The sequence below is a fragment of the Hyphomicrobium methylovorum genome, assembly GCF_013626205.1.
In the GTDB taxonomy this organism is placed as follows: Bacteria; Pseudomonadota; Alphaproteobacteria; order Rhizobiales; family Hyphomicrobiaceae; genus Hyphomicrobium_B; species Hyphomicrobium_B methylovorum.
Window position 1 is genome coordinate 2,025,319 of the sequence record NZ_QHJE01000001.1, and the last position, 19,071, is coordinate 2,044,389.

The 19,071-nt window shown below is 59.5% G+C and carries 18 protein-coding genes, 1 tRNA gene and 1 other RNA gene; 10 read left to right on the forward strand and 10 right to left on the reverse strand.

The genetic code is table 11. From position 1 onward, the window contains the following. Positions 1–3 precede the first annotated feature (3 nt). The 4 genes from DLM45_RS09825 (at position 4) to DLM45_RS09840 (ending at position 2,315) form a co-directional block, all read left to right on the forward strand. Entirely contained in the window at positions 4–657 is a 654-nt protein-coding gene (locus DLM45_RS09825; protein ID WP_181336941.1) for a nicotinate-nucleotide adenylyltransferase, read from the forward strand. 136 nt (positions 658–793) lie between these two features. Further along, entirely contained in the window at positions 794–1,231 is a 438-nt protein-coding gene (rsfS, locus tag DLM45_RS09830) for a ribosome silencing factor (protein ID WP_181336943.1), read from the forward strand. Positions 1,232–1,285: 54 nt separating this feature from the next. Further along, a complete protein-coding gene (rlmH, locus tag DLM45_RS09835) occupies positions 1,286–1,771 on the forward strand; it encodes a 23S rRNA (pseudouridine(1915)-N(3))-methyltransferase RlmH (protein WP_181336944.1) in 486 nt (161 codons plus the stop codon). 37 nt (positions 1,772–1,808) lie between these two features. Beyond that, positions 1,809–2,315 (forward strand): DNA-deoxyinosine glycosylase, encoded by a 507-nt coding sequence (locus DLM45_RS09840; RefSeq protein WP_181336945.1) that lies wholly within the window; start codon positions 1,809–1,811, stop codon positions 2,313–2,315. A 21-nt stretch (positions 2,316–2,336) separates the two neighbouring features. Here the strand turns inward: DLM45_RS09840 and DLM45_RS09845 are convergent, their stop codons facing one another. From DLM45_RS09845 to DLM45_RS09855, 3 genes are all read right to left on the reverse strand, one after another. After that, positions 2,337–3,161, reverse strand: a complete 825-nt coding sequence (locus DLM45_RS09845) for an SDR family NAD(P)-dependent oxidoreductase (protein ID WP_181336946.1) — start codon at positions 3,159–3,161, stop codon at positions 2,337–2,339. Between the two features lie 169 nt (positions 3,162–3,330). Next, positions 3,331–3,720: an META domain-containing protein gene (locus DLM45_RS09850; RefSeq protein ID WP_181336947.1), complete on the reverse strand. Its 390-nt coding sequence runs from the start codon at positions 3,718–3,720 to the stop codon at positions 3,331–3,333. Positions 3,721–3,751: 31 nt separating this feature from the next. Continuing rightward, positions 3,752–5,431, reverse strand: coding sequence for an acyl-CoA dehydrogenase family protein (locus tag DLM45_RS09855; RefSeq protein ID WP_181336948.1), 1,680 nt, complete (start codon positions 5,429–5,431; stop codon positions 3,752–3,754). Positions 5,432–5,747: 316 nt separating this feature from the next. Between DLM45_RS09855 and DLM45_RS09860 the strand changes: the two genes are divergently transcribed. Further along, complete coding sequence (locus DLM45_RS09860; protein WP_181336949.1) at positions 5,748–6,632, forward strand: YihY/virulence factor BrkB family protein; 885 nt, start codon at positions 5,748–5,750, stop codon at positions 6,630–6,632. A 109-nt stretch (positions 6,633–6,741) separates the two neighbouring features. Here DLM45_RS09860 and ccrA read toward each other — a convergent pair whose 3' ends face one another. Continuing rightward, the gene (ccrA, locus tag DLM45_RS09865; RefSeq protein WP_181336950.1) at positions 6,742–8,058 is read right to left on the reverse strand and encodes a crotonyl-CoA carboxylase/reductase; all 1,317 of its coding nucleotides are present in this window, start codon (positions 8,056–8,058) and stop codon (positions 6,742–6,744) included. A gap of 255 nt (positions 8,059–8,313) precedes the next feature. On the opposite strand from ccrA, the gene DLM45_RS09870 reads away from it, so the two are divergent. The 4 genes from DLM45_RS09870 (at position 8,314) to DLM45_RS09885 (ending at position 11,476) form a co-directional block, all read left to right on the forward strand. Then, positions 8,314–8,685, forward strand: coding sequence for a hypothetical protein (locus DLM45_RS09870; RefSeq protein ID WP_181336951.1), 372 nt, complete (start codon positions 8,314–8,316; stop codon positions 8,683–8,685). Between the two features lie 139 nt (positions 8,686–8,824). Next, positions 8,825–10,840, forward strand: coding sequence for a protein meaA (locus tag DLM45_RS09875; RefSeq protein ID WP_181336952.1), 2,016 nt, complete (start codon positions 8,825–8,827; stop codon positions 10,838–10,840). A gap of 137 nt (positions 10,841–10,977) precedes the next feature. Continuing rightward, positions 10,978–11,322: a hypothetical protein gene (locus tag DLM45_RS09880; protein WP_181336953.1), complete on the forward strand. Its 345-nt coding sequence runs from the start codon at positions 10,978–10,980 to the stop codon at positions 11,320–11,322. Between the two features lie 68 nt (positions 11,323–11,390). Continuing rightward, positions 11,391–11,476 (forward strand) — tRNA-Leu (locus DLM45_RS09885). A gap of 202 nt (positions 11,477–11,678) precedes the next feature. On the opposite strand, the gene DLM45_RS09890 is transcribed toward DLM45_RS09885, so the two are convergent. The 5 genes from DLM45_RS09890 to egtB form a co-directional block, all read right to left on the reverse strand. Next, positions 11,679–12,452, reverse strand: coding sequence for an outer membrane protein (locus DLM45_RS09890; RefSeq protein WP_181336954.1), 774 nt, complete (start codon positions 12,450–12,452; stop codon positions 11,679–11,681). A gap of 259 nt (positions 12,453–12,711) precedes the next feature. Next, positions 12,712–14,334, reverse strand: coding sequence for an exosortase E/protease, VPEID-CTERM system (gene xrtE / locus DLM45_RS09895; protein WP_181336955.1), 1,623 nt, complete (start codon positions 14,332–14,334; stop codon positions 12,712–12,714). 72 nt (positions 14,335–14,406) lie between these two features. Continuing rightward, a complete protein-coding gene (locus DLM45_RS09900; protein ID WP_181336956.1) occupies positions 14,407–14,565 on the reverse strand; it encodes a hypothetical protein in 159 nt (52 codons plus the stop codon). A gap of 332 nt (positions 14,566–14,897) precedes the next feature. Continuing rightward, the gene (gene egtD / locus DLM45_RS09905; RefSeq protein ID WP_181336957.1) at positions 14,898–15,869 is read right to left on the reverse strand and encodes an L-histidine N(alpha)-methyltransferase; all 972 of its coding nucleotides are present in this window, start codon (positions 15,867–15,869) and stop codon (positions 14,898–14,900) included. Beyond that, complete coding sequence (gene egtB, locus DLM45_RS09910; protein WP_181336958.1) at positions 15,869–17,173, reverse strand: ergothioneine biosynthesis protein EgtB; 1,305 nt, start codon at positions 17,171–17,173, stop codon at positions 15,869–15,871. Before egtB ends, egtD begins: the two co-directional genes overlap by 1 nt. A gap of 323 nt (positions 17,174–17,496) precedes the next feature. On the opposite strand from egtB, the gene rnpB reads away from it, so the two are divergent. After that, an RNA gene (gene rnpB / locus DLM45_RS09915) (RNase P RNA component class A) lies at positions 17,497–17,929 on the forward strand. A 109-nt stretch (positions 17,930–18,038) separates the two neighbouring features. Here the strand turns inward: rnpB and DLM45_RS09920 are convergent. Beyond that, entirely contained in the window at positions 18,039–18,884 is an 846-nt protein-coding gene (locus DLM45_RS09920) for a DUF2189 domain-containing protein (RefSeq protein ID WP_181336959.1), read from the reverse strand. Positions 18,885–19,071 lie beyond the last annotated feature (187 nt).

Here is a 19,071-nt window from a genome sequence, read left to right on the forward strand (position 1 = left end):
TAATTGGCGCGCAAGATACCGCCGCAGGATTTCGGTTCAATCCGCGTCCGGACTCCCGATTGTCATCCCGGCCAGCGGATCGGCATCATGGGCGGTTCGTTCAATCCTCCCCATGATGGGCATCGGATCGCGGCCGAGGCAGCTATCAAGCGACTTCGGCTCGATCAGCTTTGGTGGCTGATTACGCCCGGCAATCCGCTCAAGACAGGCAATGGGTCTGGGGCACCCGGGATCAATGGCCGTCGCGATCTCGTGCGCGCGTTCGCGCGCGGGCCGCGAATGAAGATCACCAGTTTCGAGCATGAGCTCGGCACGCGCTACACGGCGGGAACGCTTGCGTTTCTCAAGCGGCGGCATCCCGCGGTGCGCTTCGTCTGGGTAATGGGCGCCGACAATCTGGCGACGTTTCATCGGTGGCAGCATTGGCGCGATATCGCGTCGACGATGCCGATCGCGGTGGTGGACCGTCCGGGTTGGCGCCATGCGGCTCTTGCCTCTCCTGCCGCGCAGGTCCTGGCGAAATTTCGCCTGTCGGAGACCGACGCGCCGCTACTGGTGAACCAAAAGCCGCCTGCGTGGTTGATTTTGACGACCCGGCTTTCGAGCCTTTCGTCAACCGCTTTGCGCAACGCAACACCGGATGTGGTAAAGCGATAACCGCGCATGTCATTGATTTGAAAGACATTTTTGTGACAATCGCCAAGGGAAATTCATTTGCCGAGTTTGGCGATGGCGATTACTATCTTACATGTCCGGAATCGTCCGGATGGCACGCGGGACCAGACAGCAAAGGATGTTTGCCCTGATTCGACCTACAACAGAGGCCGCCCGTAAGGGTTCCTCTCACGCCCAGTCCGCCGCCAAGGCGTCGGATTCGGCCAATCTTCTTGCCGATGTCGTTCACTGGCTGGACGAAGCGAAGGCTGAGGAGATCATTACTATCCCCCTCGAAGGCAAATCCGCACTCGGCGATTTCATGGTGGTCACGTCTGGCCGCAATGATCGTCACGTTGCGGCCATCGCTGAGCAGCTTCGCGAGAAGTTGAAGGCGCGTGGCGAGGCGCGTGTGCGGGTGGAAGGCCTAAGCGCTTGCGATTGGGTGCTCATCGATACGGGCGACATCATCGTTCACGTCTTCCGTCCCGAGGTTCGTGAATTCTACAACCTCGAAAAGATGTGGCAGGCGGAGATTCCGCCGAATGCGTCGCTCGCCGATAATTCGCAGCACTGACGGCGAAGTGAAGGCCCGCTCAATTTCGGCCGATGCGTTTTCCGGCAGGTGATCATGCGTGTTGTGATCGGAGCCGTCGGCAAGCTGAAAGATGCTGAAGAGCGGGCGATGTGTGAGCGCTATATGAAGCGCTTCAACGGAGCGGGGCGAGCCATTGGGCTGGGTCCGCTCGATGTTCACGAATTTTCCGAAAGCCGCGCGCAAAGCGCTGACGAACGCAAACGCGACGAGGCATCCCGTTTATTGAAGGATGTGCCCGCGGGGGCGTTCATCGTTGCACTCGATCCTGGCGGACGCTCCCTCGATAGCGAGGCATTTGCTGCGCTCATCCGCGACAAGCGCGATGGCGCGACGAAAGCAACGGCGTTTCTGATTGGCGGCCCGGACGGTCACGGGCGGAGCGTGTTGGACGATTCATCGATCTTGAAACTGTCTCTCGGTGCGCTGACGCTGCCGCACGGACTAGCGCGTGTCGTTCTGCTTGAGCAGATCTACAGAGCCGCTACGATACTTTCCGGACATCCCTATCATCGCGCGTGATTAGGATGGGTAACTAAAGCAACCGAGGGGAAATCGCATGGACTCGCTGTCTAAGTGTTGTTTTCCGCCGATCGTCGGGCCCGAGGCTCGAATTCTCGTTCTCGGTACTTTGCCGGGTGAGGAGTCGCTTAGGCTTCAACAGTACTATGGTCATTCGCGAAATCATTTCTGGCCGATCATCGCTGAAGTTTGCGGTGAAAAACTTCCGAGCGAATATTCGGATCGAATTGCGATGGTGATGCGAAGCAGGATTGCTCTCTGGGATGTCCTAAAGAGCGCGGTTCGCGACGGGACAGCCTTGGATTCTGCAATCGCCAACGAGTGTGCAAATGACTTTGCATCCTTTTTTCGTGAGTATCCGAAGATACGAACGATCGCGTTTAATGGAAATAACGCGCTGAAGTTCTTCAGGCGTCATGTGCAGAAAACTCAGGATCTACCTGCTGATCTCGTTTTCCTAGAAACACTGCCTTCCACGAGCCCCGCCTATGCTCGGCAGCTCAGCGAGAAAACTGCGCGTTGGCAGAACGCGTTCTCTGCATAAATTGTGCGCCGAATATCGGCGTCAGAACCGTCGGGCGAAGTAGTCGCTGGCGAATTCGGGGAGCAGGCGGCGCATTGCGGCGGCCATGTAGGTCGGAACGGTTACGTAGTAGTGGCGGCGCGGTCGTGAGCTTTCAACTGCGTGCACGAGGCGTTTCGTAACTGCTTCCGGTTCGAGCTTGAAACGGTTTGTGCCGCCCGCTTGGAACGCTTCGAGGCGTTCGCGATAGGCGGTGCGATGGGGCGAGTTATCGATATCGATCGTCTCGACAAGGCGCGCGGCGACGTGTTCGACGAAGCGTGAGCGAATGGGGCCTGGGTCAATCAGGGATACTGAGATTCCCGATCCTTCGAGTTCCAGCCGCAGGGCCGTCGTCAATGCTTCAAGTGCAAATTTCGAAGCGCAGTACGCGCCGCGATATGGGGCCGAGACGAGACCGAGCACGGAAGAGCAATTGACGATGCGTCCTTCGCCGTTCTTGCGCATCGCCGGGATGAGGCGGCGCGTGAGATCATGCGTGCCGATGACGTTGACTTCAAACTGTTCTCGCAACAGTGCCGGCGACAGGTCTTCGACGGCGCCGGGTTGGCCGTAAGCGGCGTTGTTGAAAAGAGCTGTGAGGCTGCCGCGCGTCAACTCAAGGGCGCGTATGGCGCAGGTCGCGATTGACTGAGGGTCGTTGAGTTCCAGGCGTAGCGCGTCAACGCCATCAAAGTTTTTCAAGCGAGCGATGTCGTCTGCTGTTCGGGCCGTCGCGATGACGCGCCAACCCCGCTCTCGCATCGTGTGCACCGCTGCACGCCCGATTCCAGACGAACATCCCGTGATGAGAATTGATCGTGTCATTTCGCCCATCGAAACTCCGGTGTTCCCGAATTCGGCTTAGCACGCGTGCGATACAATCGCCGAATGGTGAGGCGCACTGAAACGCGATTTTCGCACCGATTCGTGGACGGCGTGGTTGCGGCGCGACGGTTCAGGCTGTTCAGCAGAGCGTATTGACGGATTTACGCACTCATTTGCGGAATTTCAGAAGCACTTTGCCGTTCTCGCCTTTGAGAACCAGCTTGCCGTTTTCAAGCGTGAAGGCGCGCGCTTCTTCGAGTGCCGCGAAGTATCTGGATTCGATTTCCGATTTGCCTTCGCAGAACATCCTGGTCGAAACCAGAGGACCGATCTGCACCGCGTCGTCTTCGATCGCGATCGGACCGTTGAAGCGATTGCAGCCGCCGGTGCCGGAGACTTTGTCAGTCGTGTAAGCGAGCGTCGGTCCGTCGACCGCTTTGCCGTCGAGTTCGATGGCGACCCATTGAGCCGTCAACGGTGCCTCGTCTTCTTCGGCATGGACGGCGACCGCCAGCGGCAGAGCCAGCGCGGCAACGGCAAAGGCGATCGCTCGTTTCATGTCAAAAGTCCTCAGAGTATTTTGGCCGAACTCAGTTCGCATTCTCCAGCAGGCGGCGCGCGATCACCTGCGCTTGAATTTCTGCTGCACCTTCGAAGATGTTCAGGATGCGTGCATCACAGAGAACGCGGCTGACCGGGTATTCGAGGGCGAAGCCGTTGCCGCCGTGAATCTGCAGAGCGTTGTCGGCGTTGGCCCAGGCGACGCGTGCGCCGAGGAGCTTCGCCATGCCGGCTTCGAGATCGCAGCGACGGCCCGCATCTTTCTGACGTGCGGAGAAGTATGTGAGCTGGCGCGCGATCATCGTTTCGACCGCCATCATCACGACCTTGTTGCGTACGCGCGGGAACGCATAGATCGGCTTGCCGAACTGCGAGCGTTCAAGCGCATACTTGAGTCCGAGATCCATTGCGCATTGTGCAACGCCGACGGCGCGCGCGGCCGTCTGAATGCGTGCGCCTTCGAACGTATTCATAAGCTGTTTGAAGCCTTGGCCTTCAACGCCGCCGAGCAGATTTTCGGCCGGAACTTCGAAGGCATCGAAGGAAATGTCGTATTCCTTCATGCCGCGGTAGCCGAGAACTTCAATCTCGCCGCCGCTCATGCCCTGCGCCGGGAACGGCTCGCCGTCGCTGCCGCGCGGTTTTTCGGCGAGGAACATCGACAGGCCCTTGTAGCCGGGCTCATTCGGGTTCGTGCGGGTGAGAACGGTCATCACGTCGGCGCGAACGGGATGCGTGATCCACGTCTTCTGGCCGGTGATTTTGTAAACGTCGCCTTCCTTCACGGCGCGCGTTTTGAGAGACGCGAGGTCGGAGCCGGTGTTGGGCTCGGTGAAGACGGCGGTGGGCAGCATTTCGCCCGATGCGATTTTCGGAAGGTATTTTGCTTTCTGCTCCGGCGTGCCGTTGTGCAGAATGAGTTCACCGGCGATTTCGGCGCGTGTTCCGAGCGAACCGACGCCGATGTATGCGCGCGAGAGCTCTTCGGACGCGACGCACATTGCTTCCTTGCCGAGTGCCATGCCGCCGAATTCTTCCGGAAGCGCCAAGCCAAACACGCCGAGCTCAGCCAACTTGGAGATGACTTCGAGCGGGATGTATTCGTTCTTGAGGTGCCACTCGTGGGCGTGCGGATAGACCTCGTCGAGGCCGAAGCGGCGCATCAGGTCCTGGATCTGCGCGTGGGTTTCGTCGAGGCCCGTGTCGCCGAAGGTCATGGCTTCGGGCTGTGCGGAAATAAGCTCGCCGAGGCGTGCCTTCACGGTTTCAGAGCCGCCTTCAGCAATGAGATCCGCGATTGAATCTTCGAAGCGGCGGAGATCTGCTTTCGGCACGCCGAGCGCATCGGCGCGCGCAATTTCGAGCTGGCTCATCGGGATGCCGTTCGCGATCTGCGCGCCGTATTCGGCGAAGCCCGCAATCAGAAGAAGCTGCTCGAATTCGCCAAGGCGGCCTTCGCCTTTCAGCCGGCTCGCCCAGTCATGCAACTGGCGGAGGCCTTCAACCGTCGTTGCCAGCCAGGCAAGGCCGTGCGCGACGTGCTGCGCATTGTCGATGCCGCCTTCTTCCTGGATCTTGATGCGAACTCCGGCCTTCGCTGCTTGCAGGATGCGGTCGGCTTCCATCACGGCTTCGCCGCAGCGCTCGATGAGCTTTTCAGGGCTGGCGGAAAGATTGCTGCTTCCTGCCTTCAACGGCGCAACGGACATACGAATTCTCCTGAGAACGTGCGGGAACGTCGAAGGCGAGCGGGGCCCGGCTTCGCGACGGTGATTGGTCAATCGGTCAGGTGTGACTTCTTTATAAAACACGGTGATTAGTCAACTCTCGGGGCGCTTTCCGGAGCGCGCGACCTATCGGCGCGAAACGGGCCGCTGGGCGTTCTCCGGCGAATCGTTAACGGCCCGCGAGCTGTGATTTTATGCCTGTGTCTCAATTGCCTCCCATTCGTCAGGCAGTGGACCGCGCGCCTGCGAAACACTAGGTTCCCGCGGCTGGTGGCTAACGGATCGGGATTGAAACGGCATGAAGCGGATGCGGCGATTGTTCGATGCCCTCTATAGGGTTTACGAGCATTCGGGGTTCGCCATGGCTGGCGCTGTGGCGTTTTCGTTTGTTGTCTCGCTCTTTCCGTTTTCGATCTTCCTCGGCGCCCTGTCGGGCGTTTTCGGGGGCCGCGAACTGGCTCAAGACGCCATCGCACAGCTCTTCGCAATTCTTCCGGGTCCGGTCGCCAAGGGGATCGCTCCTGAAGTTGAAGCGGTGATGGGGTCGAGGCGTATCGATCTTCTGACGGCCAGCGGATTTCTTGCGCTGTTCTTCGCAACGAGCGCTATCGAGACGCTGCGCGCGGCGCTCAACGGTGCTTACCGGGTGCATGAAACGCGGACGTATCCGCTGTGTCTGCTGATCAGCATGCTTTTTGTTTTCGTCAGCGCGATTTCGACGTTGGTGCTGACGTGGGCGGTCGTCGTCGGACCAAGCGTCGTTGGACCGGCAATCGCGTCGCTGTTTCAGACGGAATGGGTCAAGACGCTTTTCGACTCGAGCTGGCTCGGGCCGGGCGTACGTTATGCGCTTGCTGGAGCGGTCAGCGCGATCGAGCTGCTGGCGCTGCATTTGTGGCTCGCTGCCGGGCGCCGCCGCGTGGCCGATGTCTGGCCGGGCGTTATACTCTCGATTGCTCTATGGCTGGCGCTTGCCGGGCTCTGGTCGCACTATCTCGAGATCACCAACTACTCGCTCTTTTATGCGGGCCTCTCGCAATTGATGATCGCGCTGATTTTCTTTCAGTTCACGGCGATCACGATTCTGCTGGGCGCTGAATTCAATCGCGGCATCATGGAAATGAAGCGCATGCGGCGCGAGGCGGCCGAGCGGGCGGCGTTTAGTGGCGGTTCGCCGAGCTGAGCTGAAAGCGTATTCCAAAAGAAATCGGGCGAACGCTGTAGCGTCCGCCCGAGAAAATCGTTTTTCAATTTGCGCCGTGCAAATGTCGCTTGGCGCCTGCCAACTAGCTTTAGCTGGCTTTCTGGCCGGCTTCGATAACGTCTTCGAGCGAGCGAAGGCCTGTCGTCGGAGCGGATACGAGAACGGCCATATTGCCCGGCTTATGCTCGTTTTTGTACATGCGCATATGGGCCTTGGGAATCTGCTCCCAAGAGAAGACCTCCGACATGCACGGGTCGATGCGCCGTTCGATGACGAGGCGGTTTGCCTGGCTTGCCTGCATGAGGTTGGCGAAGTGTGAGCCCTGCACGCGCTTCTGGTGCATCCAGAGATAGCGTGCGTCCATCGTCAAATTGTAACCGGTCGTGCCGGCGCAGATGACGACCATGCCGCCACGCTTCACGACGAGGACGGATACTGGGAACGTCGATTCGCCCGGATGCTCGAACACGCAGTCGACGTTGTTGCCTTTGCCGGTCGTTTCCCAGATCGCGGAGCCGAACTTGCGGGCTTCCTTCATCCAGTCGTTGAATTCCGGAGAATTCACCTTCGGGAGCTGACCCCAGCAGTTGAATTTTTTGCGGTTGATGACGCCCTTGGCGCCAAGCTGCTTCACGAAGTCCGTCTTATCGTCTTCGGAAACGACGCCGATCGCGTTAGCACCGGAGGTGGCACAAAGCTGGATCGCCATTGAGCCGAGACCGCCCGATGCGCCCCAGACGAGCACGTTGTGGCCGGGGCGAAGAACGTTCGGACGATGGCCGAAAAGCATGCGGTAAGCGGTGGCGAGCACGAGCGTGTAGCAGGCGCTTTCTTCCCAGGTGAGGTGCTTGGGGCGCTCCAGAAGCTGACGGTCCTGAACGCGGCAGAACTGCGCGAACGAGCCGTCCGGCGTCTCATAGCCCCAGATGCGCTGGCTGGGCGAAAACATCGGGTCGCCGCCGTTGCATTCTTCGTCGTCACCGTCGTCCTGGTTGCAATGGATGACGACTTCGTCGCCGACCTTCCAGCGCTTCACCTTCGAGCCGACGGCCCAAACGATGCCCGAGGCATCCGAGCCTGCGATGTGGTAGGGCTGCTTGTGGACGTTAAACATCGAGACGGGCGTTCCGAGCGACGCCCAGACGCCGTTGTAGTTGACACCGGCGGCCATCACCAGGACGAGAACGTCGTGGCTGTCGAGTTCCCAGGTCGGGACGACCTCGACCTGCATCGCCGTTTCGGGAAGGCCCTCGCGTTCTTTGCGGATCGTCCAGGCGTACATGTTCTTCGGAACATGGCCGAGCGGCGGGATTTCTCCGATTTCGTAGAGGTCTTTTTTCTCGCCCAGCTCGGCGGTGCGAGATGGGCCGGCATTATTTTTAGTTGCCACGTTCTGGCTCGACATTGGTGCTGTGTCTCCCGACAATTCCCGCAGTGAGTGGCCGTTTTGGCTCATTAACTCACACTTCCCCGCTTTTTGGCGGCGGGGACCGCAGTATGAAGCATGTTTTTGCGCTGCAATGAAGGGGTAAGCGTGCGCGCTGTTAACTCGGCATCAATAACCCTTTAACCCCTGGTGGCCTAATAATGGCGTGTACAAGACCTGAGGCGTTTTGGCAGCGGTCACGATTGCCGCACTTTTTGAGTACGAGAGCGTCGCATGCAAGATTTGATGTGGCAGCTTAAAGATATTGATGCGCTTTCCGTTTACATCACGTTGCTTTTTGCGGGCGCGGTGTTCTGGTTTATCCGCGAAATCATAGATGCGCCGATGCTGGCGGTTTTTTCGTTGCCCGCTCTCGTTATTGGCGGGCTCTTGGTTCCCGCCTTTTTCCGGTCTGAAGTCATTGTCCTCACACCGGACCAGGAAGCCAACGCGGCGGCAACGTGTGCGCTGGGCGTGCTGGGTGCTCTCATTCTAATGGTGGCTGGCAAGTGGCTTTGGCTCGTCTACAAAGAGCGCCAAGTGCAGCGAACCAAACTGGCCGCGCTGCAGTCACAGGTCTTTCCCGAGCAGCCGCCGTCACAGTAGCTCTTTGTTCCCACATACAAGTGGACCTGTTCTGCTCCTAGGGCGCGGCGAACTGCCGTTTTTTGCTTTCCGTAACGATCCGGTACTTTACAATCCCTCCAGTACACTTCGGCCCCTGACCTCGAAAGACGCACTTCCTATGTCGGAAAAAAAGCCGTCTCACCCAGCCAAAGCGAAGGATGGGAAGCCAGAGCGGGATAGCCCGTGGCTTTTCCGGACTTACGCTGGCCATTCGACGGCCGCGAAATCGAACGAGCTTTATAAGCGCAACCTTTCGAAGGGGCAGACCGGGCTTTCGATTGCCTTCGATTTGCCGACGCAGACCGGATACGATTCCGATCACGAACTCGCTCGGGGCGAAGTCGGCAAGGTCGGCGTGCCGGTCTCCCATATTGGCGACATGCTCGCGCTGCTCGACGGCATTCCGCTCGACCAGATGAACACGTCGATGACGATCAACGCGACGGCCGCTTGGCTGCTGTCGCTTTACATCGCTGTGGCGGATCAGACCGGCGCGTCACGCTTGAAGCTGACGGGCACCGTTCAGAACGACATCATCAAGGAATATCTTTCGCGCGGAACGTATGTGTTCCCGCCGCAGCCGTCGTTGAGGCTGATCAAAGATACGATCGTCTTCTCGACGAAGAACGTGCCGAAGTGGAATCCGACGAACGTCTGCTCCTACCATCTGCAGGAAGCTGGTGCGTCGCCGGTTCAAGAACTTGCCTACGCGCTTGCGACGGCGATTGCCGTGCTAGATACGGTGAAAGCGTCCGGCGAAGTGCCTGAAGAAGAATTCGGCAACGTCGTTGCGCGCATTTCGTTCTTCGTGAACGCGGGCATGCGGTTCATCACTGAGATGTGCAAGATGCGCGCGTTCGGTGAGCTTTGGGATGAGATTGCTCGCGACCGCTATGGCGTGACCGACGCGAAGCAGCGACGCTTCCGGTATGGCGTGCAGGTGAACTCCTTGGGGCTGACGGAGCCGCAGGCCGAAAACAACGTCTATCGCATTCTGCTCGAAATGCTTGCTGTGACGCTCTCGAAGGGCGCGCGCGCGCGCGCTGTGCAGTTGCCAGCCTGGAACGAAGCGCTGGGACTGCCGCGTCCGTGGGATCAGCAGTGGTCGCTGCGCATGCAGCAGATCGTGGCGTACGAAACGGATCTTCTCGAATACGGCGATATCTTTGACGGGTCGGTCGAGATTGCGAAGAAGGTCGCGGCGCTCAAGGAAGAGGCGCTGGCCGAACTCGCAACGATCGACAAGATGGGCGGCGCGGTCGCGGCCATCGATTATATGAAGCGGCGTCTCGTCGAGAGCGGCACCGGGCGGCTTTCGCAGATCGAGACGGGTGAGCTTGTCGTCGTTGGCGTCAACAAGTTCGTCGAGACTGAGCCGTCGCCTCTATCCGGCGGCGTCGATGCGATCATGGTCGTAGATCCGGCTGTCGAGGCTGAGCAGATCGGCCGTCTGAAGGCATGGCGCGAACAGCGCGATGCCAAGAAAGCAGCCGCAGCAATTGCCGAGATCGAGCGCGCAGCGAAGGAAGGCCTCAACATCATGGAGCCGTCGATTGCCGCTGCGAAAGCCGGCGTGACGACGGGCGAGTGGGGCACGACCCTGCGCAAGGTATTCGGCGAGTACCGGGCGCCGACTGGCGTGGCAGCAGCGGCTGTGGTGCGCCAGGGCGGTCAGCTCGAAGCCGTTCGCGGTTCGGTTGACGCGGTATCGCAGCGTCTTGGACGGCGTATCAAGTTCCTGGTTGGTAAGCCGGGCCTCGACGGCCACTCGAACGGCGCGGAACAGATCGCCGTCCGCGCGCGCGACGTCGGCATGGAAGTCGTCTACGAGGGCATCCGCCTCACACCCGCGCAGATCGTGCGCGCGGCCGTCGACGAGGCGGTGCATGTTGTCGGTTTGTCGATTTTGTCGGGCTCGCACGTTCCGCTGGTCAAGGATGTCGTCGAGCGGATGCGCAAGGAAGGGCTTACCGATGTTCCGCTCGTCGTCGGCGGGATCATTCCTCCGGAAGACGCCAAGGAGCTGAAGGCTTACGGCGTTGCGGCGGTCTACACGCCGAAGGACTTCCAGTTGAACGATATCATGGCTGAGATCGTTCAACTCGTTGATCAGCATGCGCGCGCGGCGGCTTGAACCCCCGACAGTGAGAGAGGGGCGGTCGTAGGCCCCGTCGCCACGCCTGAGTGGTCAATTGGCTCGGCTACCTAAGGAGCAGGTGACCGCGCGAAGCAACTCTGCTAGATGCAGCGCGATTTTCTCAGGAGGCGATCGTGCGTGATGAAACGCGGCGGCGGCTGAATAGGGCGCTCTGGATCGAGCGTGCCCAATACGCCGGTATCGGGCTCGGCATAGTGGCGGCTATCGGGTTGGCTTTCGGTTACGAAACGCTCGATCTCAAGGTCGACAATACGGATGTGGCGGGCGTCGTGACCGACATCGAGCCGCTTGTGTCCAAAAGGGATGCGGCGGACGGAGAGAATGTCCTCGTCAAACTGGATGATGGGGAGATGGTTCGCGTAGTTGCCTACAAGTCGCGAAACATCAAGATCGGCGACAAAATCCAGGTCGTTGCCCACCATCATGCAACGGGCCGGGTGACGCACACGCTAAGATAATGCGCGGAGTGCGTTGACGGATTTGGCGGTACAGGTATAGATCGCCGCCTGCCCACTTTGGGCGCATAGCCTCAGTGGCGGAACGGTAGACGCGGTAGACTCAAAATCTGCTATCTGCAAGGGTGTGGGGGTTCGAGTCCCTCCTGAGGCACCAAGTTTCGATGGCGCGATCGCAGCGCCGAGCCAGCACGGGTTGCGGCTCAAGAGATAGGCTTTTCTTCCAGCTTTCTAACAATCGAGCATGAGATGCCGCCTTCTGGCGGTGTTTTGCGACTGCGAGCGTTCGCGCAAGAAAAAACGCCCGGCTCGCTGTTGGGCGAACCGGGCGTTGAAAGCCACATCTGTGGACGGCGAACCTACTTCAAAGGAACGTAGGGCGCCGGTTCGTCACGATGGAAGTGATAGGTCAGGCCCACGCGAGCGACCCAGAAGCTGTCGTCCCAGCTTACGCGCGTGGAGCAGGTTTCGCAGACCGTGGTAACGGCGTACGATTCGCTCTCTGAACCGAGATCGACGTACAGAGCTTCCGCCCGGATCGACCAGTTGCCGTCCCTCATAAATTCGATGCCGCCGCCTGCGGTCCATCCCCACTGCGTTCCGCCGCTCGATGCGGAGAAAGAACCGCCCGGTGCGCCGGGATCAAACAGCGTGTGATCTACGTCGGCATAGGCAAGACCGCCAGTCGCGTAGACGAGGAAGTTATCGCCTGAAACGAGGCCAAGACGTCCGCGCAAGGTGCCGTACCAGTCAATGCTGGAGCCCAAGAAGGCCGTGCTGCCGAGAAGGGCGCTCGTGTCAGCGTCAAAGTAGTTGAAATCCGTTTCGACGCCGAACAGGACCCGGCCGCACTGAATGTTGTAGCCAGCGTGCCCACCGATCGAGAAACCGCGATCATTGTCGGACGCGTCAATCCCGCCGATCGGAACGCCGCTCACATATGCCCCGGCTGTGTTCTTCGAGCGAAGGCTGCCGAAGCCGACGTGAACACCGGCGTAGGGACCAGCAAAGGCGCCGCCGACGCAACGGCCGCTGTCGCCGAAATCGCCGTCTTTCAGGCTGCCGCCAGCCTGTGCTTGGCTGGCGCCCAGACAAAATGCGCCGGCAATCATCAAGATTGGAAGTAGCCTCATGAGCATGACCTTATGTTGCGCCATAAAAAAATGGCGATGAGAGGCGAAGACGCCTGAAAACGAGAATGCTGGCTGTCATCGGAGGTGATTCGTGGGGAGGCGTCGAGGTCAATGACCGAATTATGCCGCGTTTGTTGGTAATTCGTGGCCTTTTCGCAGCAGGAATCGGCGTTTTCTGCTTGCGCGACGTCAGTTTCGCGCAAGGTTCGAGTGGGTTGCGTGGATAAAATGGAGGCAGCTCAGCTCGCCGCCGCTCATGTCAGAGCAGGGACCATTGTCCCGCGGCGACGGCCCAGAAAAAGATCACGGCATTGGTCGTCATGTGTGATGCGACCGCGTCTGTCAGGCGGCCACTTCGGTTCATCAACAGGGCGTAGACGCAACCGGCTAGGGCTGCCGCGATCCAGCGATCATGCATCAATCCAAACAGCATCGACGAGACGATCAACGCCATCCATCCAAAGGTCTTGAAGTCGACCGTTTCGAAGCGCGAAGAAATCAGTACGCGATAGAGGTAGCCGCGAAAGGCGAGTTCTTCAGCTATCGGAACCATGACGATCGTGCCGATCGCGCGCAAGGCGAGCCAGGCCATGAGTGCGGGCGTAGCGAGTCCGTCAAGCCAGGCAGCGAGCCCTCCCTCAGTGGTGCTGCCGGGGTCGGTCGCGATCCACGCTACCGCTACGGCAACGCCAACGCCGATGGAAAACCACGGTACACCGGTCAACAACCGGGCGTACGCTTCGCGATAGACGTAAACCGGGAGGAGTACGGCCAGGACCTTGACCGGGTAGAGCGCCTGCTCATTCGGAGCGAAGGATTTCGTCAGGATTTGCGCGGCCATCAGCGCCATGAACGGCGCCAAGTACATGATGACAGGATCGTTCGCGAGGCTGGTGCCCGGCTTGGCTGAGCTTGGTGCGGTTGTGGCTGACTGTCCGGCGCTGGCCGCCGTTAGCGAGAAGAACGGCATGCGTTGCGTCACGATCATCATCGAGATGGCGACGAGGAGAAATGAGATCCAACCGAACTGCGAATGGAAACCGTCGAGCGCAATTTCCGGCGAGTAGTGTGCGCCGATGACAACCAGCAATGCGATCCGCAAGCCGTTGAGCAGCCAGATGGTGACCATGCCGATCGGCAGAAGCAGAAGAATATTCGGAAACCGGAGCGAGTGGCGGAAGACCCAGATATAGGTCGTGAGGAACGCTGCGATGAGCGCCATGCCTTCGTAGCCCGAGCATGGCGCAAATACCTGCACACTGAAATCGCGCGCACCGAGGATGCGGGTGTCGAGCTCCATGTGGGCTCGGTCTTCGATCACGGCGAGGATGCCGTAAGCGAGGTACAGTGTGGCGGCCGAAAGCCGATCCCAGCCCGCTTCGGAAAGCGCAGTGGCGTGGGCGACGATCGTTCCAATGGGTAAGGCTAGCGCGAGTTCGGCGCGCCACCGAGCCGCTAGCTGTCTCCAGAACGATAGCGGTGCCGCTACGAATATGAGTGAAACGCCCAACGCGGCGAGCGCGAATGCGTAAGCATACGACCATTCAAACGCGGTCGAGGGATCCGCGAGCGCGGAGCGGCATACCAAGAGGAATGCGAACGCAGTGAGATTGAAGGCCCCCGCGACTGCAACGTTGCTGCGGCTCGAGGTGGCATTCAACGCGTGGAGCAGTTCAGCGCGACGGGTCCAGGAGACGATTACGAAAACGATTGCTGCCGCGACCATGGCTTTCGCCGTGCCGTTGGCAAGCCAGATGGCGACGCTATCGTAGCGAATGGTGGGGATCAGGCGTTCGGCTGCGAGGAGCTGGCAGCCGGCGATAATGGCGGAACCCGCAATTCGGAATGGAATCCGGCTGTGTCCGGATAGAATCCTAGACATGCGGGTTCGGCCTTCCGTGTGTATGGCCGAGGTACGTCGCAGACACGATCGAGGAGCTGCGATCGTGGCCGATTAGCGCGACTGCATCCGGCGATAAGCGACGGCGCAGCAGCTGGCGAGCAATGCCATTGCAGCAATTCCGCCAGGTCCGTCGATTTCCGGAACGCCTGGGGTGTCTTTTGTCGGCAAGCAGTCCCAAATCGAGATGAAAAGCGAGCTGATTGTATGCACGGTAATCTCCACGGTTGTCGCCGCACCCTCCGAAAAAATTCGACGGCACTGGGCTGCCCCGAACAGATTTAGCTGTCAGGAAAATGTCGCTCAACGAATTCGTAAACGAATGGTTAAAATACATTCCATTTTCGCTCAGCGTGGGTGAGGCTCTGCTGAGTGTTTCAAAATCGGTGCCATAAGGAATGATCGCTGGGCGTTTCAATTTGAAACACGTCTGTGTGAACACATTCGTCACTAGGCGGATTATTGAGGAATGACGCGGTTCTTCAGCTCTCGCAGCGACGTGCGGCTGTGGCGACGCCGGGCGTTCTGCACGCTACTGGTGAAATTTAGCCGAGGATCAACTCGTGGATGCTGAACATTTCTGCGTCGTCGGTCCAGAGGCCGCGAGGGCTCCAGCCAGCCTTTACGGCGGCGTCTCGAAATTGCTCGACGCTGTATTTGTAGGAATTCTCCGTGTGGATCGTCTCACCGCTTTCGAACCGGAAGCGGCGTCCCGCGACGAGGGCATCTTGTCGGCGTGTGCTCACGAGATGCATTTCGATACGGCCGCGGTTCGCATCGTAAATCGCCCGATGGCTGAAGCCATCCTCGTCGAAGGAACCGCCCAGCTCGCGATTGATCCGCTTCAGCAGGTTGCGATTGAACGCCGCCGTCACGCCTGACGCGTCATCGTATGCGGAGACGAGGACGGCGGGGTCCTTTTTAAGATCGACGCCGACGATAAGCCGTCCGTTCTCGCCGAGCGAATGCCGGAACGTCTTGAGCAGTTCGATGGCGTCGTCGGGCGCCAGATTGCCGATTGTGGACCCGGGGAAGAAACCGGTCTTGCGGCGCGATCTGAGATCGGGCGGCAGGCTGACGGGTTGGGAAAAATCGGCGACGATGGGGCGAACGTCGAGTGTCCGGTACCTGCGGGCAAGTCGGGCGCGAGCGTCTTCAAGTGCCGATCGTGAGACGTCGATCGGAACATAGGCAACGCGCGACGCGATGCGATCGAGCAGAATTTCGGTTTTGACGCTCGAGCCGGAGCCGAATTCAACGAGCAATTCATTCTCGCCGATCGGCGCGCAAATCTCTTCGGCATTTGCGCGTAGGATCGCCGCTTCCGTTCGCGTGGGGTAATATTCGGCGAGGCCGGTAATGCGTTCGAATAAGCGGCTTCCGCGCGCATCATAGAGGTACCGGCAAGGCAGCGTCTTTTGAGTTTTGGAAAGACCGGCGTGTACAGACTTTGCGAAAGCCGTGTCGTATTCCCCGCGGGCGTCTTCGCGGTAATCAGCAGACAGAGATTCATTCATTATACGTGATCCGATGCGAGACGCAGGCCGGCGAACTGCCAGCGTTGATGGGGATAGAAGAAATTGCGGTAGGTGGTGCGCGAGTGGTCTGGTGGCGTTGCGTAAGATGAGCCGCGCAAGACGTGCTGGCTGACCATGAACTTGCCGTTGTATTCGCCGATTGCTCCGAGTGGCGGCCGATAGCCGGGGTAGGGAAGGTATGCGCTGGCAGTCCATTGCCAGAGATCGCCGAAAAGTTGCTGTGGAGCGTTCGCGCTTCCGGTGTCCGGCGTTCGATGCGGACGAAGCGCACCGGAGCGCGCACCATTTTTCATTTCGCCTGCAGCCTTCGCGGCGAATTCCCATTCGAATTCGGTTGGCAGTCGCTTGCCGCTCCAGCGCGCGAAGGCTTCGGCTTCATAGAACGACAGGTGCGCAACCGGTTCGGCCGGAGAGACGGGGCGCGATCCCTGCAGCGACATCTGCATCCATCCGCCGTCGGATTGATGCCAGTACAGCGGCGCGTTCCATCCTTCGCGGTTGACCGTGGTCCATCCATCGGCAAGCCAGAGCGAGGGCGTGCGATAGCCGTCGTCGAGAATGAATTCCAACCACTCCGCGTTGGTTGTCAGTCGACTCGCGATTGCAAACGGATGGATGAGAGCTTCGTGAGCTGGGTTTTCGTTGTCCCAGGAATAGCCCTCGCCGGAATGACCGATCTTTACGATTCCGCCGCCGTGCGTGATCCAACGCACGGGGAGCTGTGGCTCAGTATCGTTTATGTCCGCAGCTTCCTGATAAGCGGGCCGAAGCGGATTTGCATCGAACAATGCGAGGATGTCTGAGAGCAGAAGCTCTTGATGCTGTTCCTCGTGATTGATGCCGATTTCAATAAGCCGCGCAACATCAGGCGCCATGTCGGCCCGCTGTTCGAAGAGTGTGCGCAATCCTTCGTCGACGTGCGCGCGATACGCCATCACGCATTCTATTGACGGGCGTGTCAGTAATCCGCGCTTAGGCCGTGGATGGCGTGCGCCTTGGCTCTCGTAATACGAGTTGAAGCAGAAGTTGAAGCTGTCGTCGAAGATGCGATAGCCGGGGAGGTATGGCTTCAGCACGAAGGTTTCGAAGAACCATGTGACGTGAGCCAGATGCCATTTCGTCGGGCTGGCGTCTTCCATGGCCTGGACGACCATGTCTTCCGGCGTGAGCGGCGCGGCCAATTCCATGGAGCGATCGCGCGTTGCGAACAGTCGTTCGGCAATCGATGGGGCATCAGGCTGGTTTAGGATATGGGCTTTGGGCGGGCTCGTTGTGTCTAGCATCGGCCTCCTCCGGGGTTTCGTGTGTGATACGGCTGGGCCGGTTGGTTTGTTTCACAAAGTCGGGTCTGGGATTGCGGAGGTGTCGGGTCAGCGGATCGGCTGCTGTTCAAATTCCCTGAAGACTTTGCCCCGTGTATTTCCGGTATATCGCGGACCGCAGCGCCTACCGCGCGCGCCTGAGATTAGAGAACGACATTATGGCGAGATCGTTCCCGCTGCGTGATGGCCAAGTTAGGCTTCGGCAATTGTTAATTGACGCAATGCTGCAGACTTCATCAGCTCCGACTTGACGTTTGGGAGAACTGACCGCTTATGCTGCATCACCAGCCGGCCGGACGGCCGCTGCCGGATTTCGTTGTGGCGAAGCGGGCTCTAAAGGCCCGGTAGCAAGCAAGCGTCCGGTGGAGGAAAGTCCGGGCTCCATGATGATGCGGTGGCGGCTAACGGCCGCCGGGGGCGACCCCAGGGAAAGTGCCACAGAGACGATACCGCCATTGGGTTCGCCCGAAGGTAAGGGTGAAAAGGTGCGGTAAGAGCGCACCGCGCGTCTGGTAACAGACGTGGCATGGCAAACCCCACCGGGAGCAAGATCGAATAGGGGTGAGCGCGTAGGGCGGGCAACCGCTGCTGCGAGGCGTGTCATCACGTTACTCATCCGGGTTGATTGCACGAGGCGCCTGGCGACAGACGTCCCAGAGGAATGGCCGTCGCGGAGGCAACTCCAGACAGAACCCGGCTTACAGGCCGGCTGGTACTTTTCATTGCGACTGACGGGATGCAGCTTTTGCTCACCGCGAAGTTGCGAGTCGATCCGGCGTCTACACATCATCGAGGTAAGGCGCAGCACGTCTGATCGCGCGTCGTGTTACGGCGCGACAACGAGTTTTCTATAGAGATGCCATGTCGCGTGGCCTAGCACGGGTAATACGATCGCAAGGCCGACAAGAAATGGCAGTGCGCCAAGAACGAGGCTCAGGGCCACGATCAAGCCCCAGAGCGCGATTGGGCCTGGGTTTTCAAGTGCGGCGCGTACGGATGTTCTGACGGCTGTGGCGGCGCTCACGTGCTGATCGACGAGCATGGGAAACGATACGACGCTAATCGTCAGTACAAAGAGCGCAAACACGAATCCCACGACAGTTTCGACGATCAGGACCTGCGTGCCTTTTCCGGAGTGCCAAAGCTGGTCGAAGAATTTCTCCGGCGTTGCTGCTTCGCTCCCGAAGATCTGCGTGTGAATGAGGTTCGCTACAAAGAGCCAAGCGACGAAGATTGCTGCAAGCACAAGCCCTAGCCGGACGATGGCTCCGATCCCAGGGCGGTGCAGAACATCAATAGCGCGTGCCGGTGAGATATCGAGCCCCTGTTCTCGCCGTCTGCTCAGCTCATAGAGACCGATCGCAACGAGCGGTCCGAGAAGCGCGAAGCCTGCGGCCATTGGATAGAGCAGCGGCAACAGTTCGAAGCCGAACTGTAGGCGGAAGAGAATGAGCCCGACCACCGGATAAATAATCAGCAGGAAGGCGACCTGTGTCGGCATCGCGCGGAAATCATCGATGCCCTGCTGTAGCGACGACCAGACGTCGGAATAGGTGATCGTTCTGACCTCGGGCTCTCCGTCGCGCCAGAGGGCGCTTGCTGGCCATCTGGGGTCACCGATGGGGTTCAGCGGGTGTCTGGATGACTGAAGACTGGTGTTTGAGATCGGCATGTCGGCGCCTCCGATTTCACGGATGCCGAGACATAATTGAGGTCCACAGCATCCGCCGCGGGTACTCCCACCATCAGGCACTGGAGTGAGGATGCGCTCTGCAGTTGTGGCGTCAAGTCAGGACTGCGTGATTTTGGCTGCATCGGCAAGTCATGGTGTTTAGCCGAAGGATCGCCACACTCCGACA

What these genes read in the sequence shown, in the direction of transcription:
- rsfS (WP_181336943.1), top strand. Translation starts at nt 794, where the DNA reads ATGTTTGCCCTGATTCGACCTACAACAGAGGCCGCCCGTAAGGGTTCC.
- rlmH (WP_181336944.1), top strand. Translation starts at nt 1,286, where the DNA reads ATGCGTGTTGTGATCGGAGCCGTCGGCAAGCTGAAAGATGCTGAAGAG.
- DLM45_RS09840 (WP_181336945.1), top strand. Translation starts at nt 1,809, where the DNA reads ATGGACTCGCTGTCTAAGTGTTGTTTTCCGCCGATCGTCGGGCCCGAG.
- DLM45_RS09845 (WP_181336946.1), bottom strand. Translation starts at nt 3,161, where the DNA reads ATGACACGATCAATTCTCATCACGGGATGTTCGTCTGGAATCGGGCGT.
- DLM45_RS09850 (WP_181336947.1), bottom strand. Translation starts at nt 3,720, where the DNA reads ATGAAACGAGCGATCGCCTTTGCCGTTGCCGCGCTGGCTCTGCCGCTG.
- DLM45_RS09855 (WP_181336948.1), bottom strand. Translation starts at nt 5,431, where the DNA reads ATGTCCGTTGCGCCGTTGAAGGCAGGAAGCAGCAATCTTTCCGCCAGC.
- DLM45_RS09860 (WP_181336949.1), top strand. Translation starts at nt 5,748, where the DNA reads ATGAAGCGGATGCGGCGATTGTTCGATGCCCTCTATAGGGTTTACGAG.
- ccrA (WP_181336950.1), bottom strand. Translation starts at nt 8,058, where the DNA reads ATGTCGAGCCAGAACGTGGCAACTAAAAATAATGCCGGCCCATCTCGC.
- DLM45_RS09870 (WP_181336951.1), top strand. Translation starts at nt 8,314, where the DNA reads ATGCAAGATTTGATGTGGCAGCTTAAAGATATTGATGCGCTTTCCGTT.
- DLM45_RS09875 (WP_181336952.1), top strand. Translation starts at nt 8,825, where the DNA reads ATGTCGGAAAAAAAGCCGTCTCACCCAGCCAAAGCGAAGGATGGGAAG.
- DLM45_RS09890 (WP_181336954.1), bottom strand. Translation starts at nt 12,452, where the DNA reads ATGAGGCTACTTCCAATCTTGATGATTGCCGGCGCATTTTGTCTGGGC.
- xrtE (WP_181336955.1), bottom strand. Translation starts at nt 14,334, where the DNA reads ATGTCTAGGATTCTATCCGGACACAGCCGGATTCCATTCCGAATTGCG.
- egtD (WP_181336957.1), bottom strand. Translation starts at nt 15,869, where the DNA reads ATGAATGAATCTCTGTCTGCTGATTACCGCGAAGACGCCCGCGGGGAA.
- egtB (WP_181336958.1), bottom strand. Translation starts at nt 17,173, where the DNA reads ATGCTAGACACAACGAGCCCGCCCAAAGCCCATATCCTAAACCAGCCT.
- DLM45_RS09920 (WP_181336959.1), bottom strand. Translation starts at nt 18,884, where the DNA reads ATGCCGATCTCAAACACCAGTCTTCAGTCATCCAGACACCCGCTGAAC.